At 72.6% G+C, this 2,890-nt stretch carries 6 protein-coding genes; 3 read left to right on the forward strand and 3 right to left on the reverse strand.

Annotated features, from left to right (window positions below; translation table 11 throughout):
- The 3 genes from H5J33_RS29525 to H5J33_RS29535 all read left to right on the forward strand — a co-directional run.
- Window positions 1–846: diacylglycerol kinase family protein (locus H5J33_RS29525; protein WP_309485514.1), on the forward strand; the 846-nt coding region annotated here is incomplete at its 5' end.
- A 117-nt stretch (window positions 847–963) separates the two neighbouring features.
- The gene (locus H5J33_RS29530; protein WP_181797861.1) at window positions 964–1,785 is read left to right on the forward strand and encodes a class I SAM-dependent methyltransferase; all 822 of its coding nucleotides are present in this window, start codon (window positions 964–966) and stop codon (window positions 1,783–1,785) included.
- 43 nt (window positions 1,786–1,828) lie between these two features.
- Entirely contained in the window at window positions 1,829–1,999 is a 171-nt protein-coding gene (locus H5J33_RS29535) for a hypothetical protein (RefSeq protein ID WP_030605834.1), read from the forward strand.
- Between the two features lie 16 nt (window positions 2,000–2,015).
- Here the strand turns inward: H5J33_RS29535 and H5J33_RS29540 are convergent, their stop codons facing one another.
- From H5J33_RS29540 to H5J33_RS29550, 3 genes are all read right to left on the reverse strand, one after another.
- Entirely contained in the window at window positions 2,016–2,297 is a 282-nt protein-coding gene (locus H5J33_RS29540; RefSeq protein WP_181797862.1) for a gas vesicle protein K, read from the reverse strand.
- Window positions 2,294–2,521, reverse strand: a complete 228-nt coding sequence (locus tag H5J33_RS29545) for a gas vesicle protein (RefSeq protein WP_181797863.1) — start codon at window positions 2,519–2,521, stop codon at window positions 2,294–2,296. The genes H5J33_RS29540 and H5J33_RS29545 overlap by 4 nt, the downstream gene beginning before the upstream one ends.
- Window positions 2,518–2,890, reverse strand: a 373-nt coding sequence (locus H5J33_RS29550; RefSeq protein ID WP_181797864.1) for a GvpL/GvpF family gas vesicle protein, incomplete at its 5' end; no start/stop codon positions are given. The genes H5J33_RS29550 and H5J33_RS29545, both read right to left, overlap by 4 nt.

The raw sequence follows: 2,890 nt of genomic DNA on the forward strand, positions 1-2,890 counted from the left end.
GCCAACCGGGCCGCGGGGACGGCGGACCGGGTCGGGGCACTGCACGACGCGCTGCCGGAGGCGGAGGTCGTGGAGTGCGCGCCGGAGGACGTCGGGGAGGAACTGGAGAAGGCGGCGGCGCGGGCGCGGGTGCTCGGGGTGTGCGGTGGCGACGGCACGGTGAACGCGGCGGCCCGGGTGGCGCTGCGGCACGGGCTGCCGCTCGCGGTGCTGCCGGGCGGCACCCTCAACCACTTCGCCGCCGACCTCGGCGTGGCGGACGAGCGTCTGCTGGCCCGCGCGGTCCGGCACGGCGAGGCGGTCCGGGTGGACGCGGGCCGGTTCACCGCCGGTGACCGGGAGGGCCTGTTCCTGAACACGCTGAGCCTCGGCGTGTACCCGGAGCTGGTGCGGGTCAGGGACCGCTGGTCGCACCGGATCGGCGGCTGGCCGGCCGGGGTGCTCGGCGCGCTGCGCGTACTGCGGGCCGGCGAGCATCCGCTGGAGGTGCGGGTGGGCGGTGAGTCGCGGCCCCTGTGGCTGCTCTTCGTCGGCAACGGGATCTACCACCGTATGGGTCTCACGCCGGGCCGCCGGACCGATCTGGCGGACGGGCTGCTGGACGTGCGGGTGGTGCACGGGGGCCGCAGGCCCGCGCTGCGGCTGCTCGCGGCGGCCGTGGCGGGACCGCTGACCCGCTCGCCGGCGCACTCGGCGGTGCAGGTGAACCGGCTGCGGCTGACCGGTGTCGCCCCGGACACCCCGCTCGCCTACGACGGCGAGGTCACCTCGGTGTCGGGCGAGGTGACGCTGGAGAAGCTGCCGGAGGCGCTGACGGTGTACCGTCCGCTGGACATCGGCTCCTGACTGCTGGTCAGTCCATATCCCGATACGCAGATCTCATCATTCGGCATGCGCGCGTACGGTGGTGACGTACCGGCGGACGGGTACGGCCGGTCCGCCACGAGGGGAAGGGGTACGGCCATGCCGGAGGCACAGGAGAGGGCCGTCTACACGCACGGGCACCACGAGTCGGTGCTGCGCTCGCACACCTGGCGGACCGCCGCCAACTCCGCGGCCTATCTGCTCGGCTCCCTGAAGCCCCACATGAGGATCCTGGACATCGGCTGCGGACCGGGCACCATCACCGCCGACCTGGCGGAACTGGTCCCCGACGGCCATGTCACCGGCGTCGACCGGGCGGCCGGCGTGCTGGAGCGGGCCCGGGCCACCGCCGCCGCCCGGGGGCTGGCCAACGTCGACTTCGCGGTGGCCGACGTCCACGCCCTGGACTACCCGGACGACACCTTCTGCGTGGTCCACGCCCACCAGGTGCTCCAGCACGTGGGCGACCCGGTGCGGGCGCTGCGCGAGATGCACCGGGTGACGAAGCCGGGCGGGTTCATCGCCGTGCGCGACGCGGACTACGCGGCGATGACCTGGTACCCGGCGGTGCCGGGGCTGGACGACTGGCTGGGCCTGTACGAACGGGTGGCCCGCGCCAACGGCGGCGAGCCCGACGCCGGGCGCCGGCTGAAGGCGTGGGCGCTGGCCGCCGGACTGACCGGCGTCACCGCCACCACCAGCACCTGGACGTTCTCCACCGCCGAGGAGCGGGCCTGGTGGAGCGGCCTGTGGGCGGAGCGCACCCTGGCCTCCGCGTACGCCGGCCGGGCGGTCCAGGGCGGTCACGCCACCGTGGAGCGGCTGCGGGCGGTGTCCGAGGCGTGGCGGGAATGGGGCCGGTGCGAGGACGGCTGGTTCGCCGTTCTGCACGGGGAGATTCTGTGCCGTAAAGAAGCCTGATTCGCGGATTTCTGGAAACCAGATCTGCAGGAGGTTTCACACTATGGTTCCCATTCTGCTGGTGCTGCTTCTGGCCCTTGTTCTTTTCGGCGCCGGATTCGCGGTGAAGATTCTCTGGTGGATCGCCCTTGCGGTGCTGGTCCTGTGGCTGCTGGGCTTCGTGGCCCGCGGCACGACGGCCGGCGGCGGCAGGGGGCGCTGGTACCGGTGGTGACGCCCCGGTCGGCTCCCTAGTCGCGGGGAAGCAGCGTTCCGAGCGGCCCGAGGTCCAGGTTCAGGTCCTCGGGCCGCAGTCCGTAGCGGTCGCGCAGCTCGGCCATGCGCTCCTCCAGGAGCATCAGGGTGAGCCCGATCCGCTCCTCCTGCTCCTCGGTCAGTTCGCCGGTGTCGAAGCGGCGCACGGCCTGCCGCTCCATGAGCTGGCGCAGCAGTTCCACCACGGTCAGCACCAGTTTCACCAGGTCGCGCTCTACCGTGTCGGGTTCCAGGTCGAGCCGCTTGCGCGGGGTCACATGGCCTCCTCGGACGGCTCGGCGGTCCCGGCGGGCAGGAGCCGGGGCTCGAAGGGCGAGGGCACCGCCGCGTTGACGGAGCTGATCAGCGCGTTCAGGTCGATGCGGACCAGGTCGACGTCCGCGATCCGCAGGGTGATGTCCCCGGTGATCACGACTCCGCCGGCCAGCAGCCGGTCGAGCAGGTCGACGAGCGCGATCTCGCGCCGTTCGACAACCGTCACGACACTCCCTCCCCGGCGCCCGCCGCGCCCGCGCTCTCTCCGGTTTCCACCGTCTCCCCGGTTTCCCCGGCCTCTCCCGTGAACGAATAAGCGGCCCACGGGCCGGTCAGTTCCACCCGGAATCCGGCCTCCTCGTCCTTCGTCCGGTCCACCAGTTCCACGAATTCCTCCGAATGGGCCCGGGTCACCAGATAGGCCGCGTTGAGCACATTGAGCCCGGATGCCCGGGACAGCGCGGAATTCTGCGGAGGGTGCAGCCGGAAATCCTCGGCGTGTGCCGAAAGCCGCTCGTGCAGCGCGTGGGCGAACCGCTCGGCCGTGGACACGGCCACCACCTCACCGGCGGCCACCCGCCGGGTCAGGGCGGAG

The organism is Streptomyces sp. WELS2 (assembly GCF_013870595.1).
Taxonomy (GTDB): Bacteria; Actinomycetota; Actinomycetes; order Streptomycetales; family Streptomycetaceae; genus Streptomyces.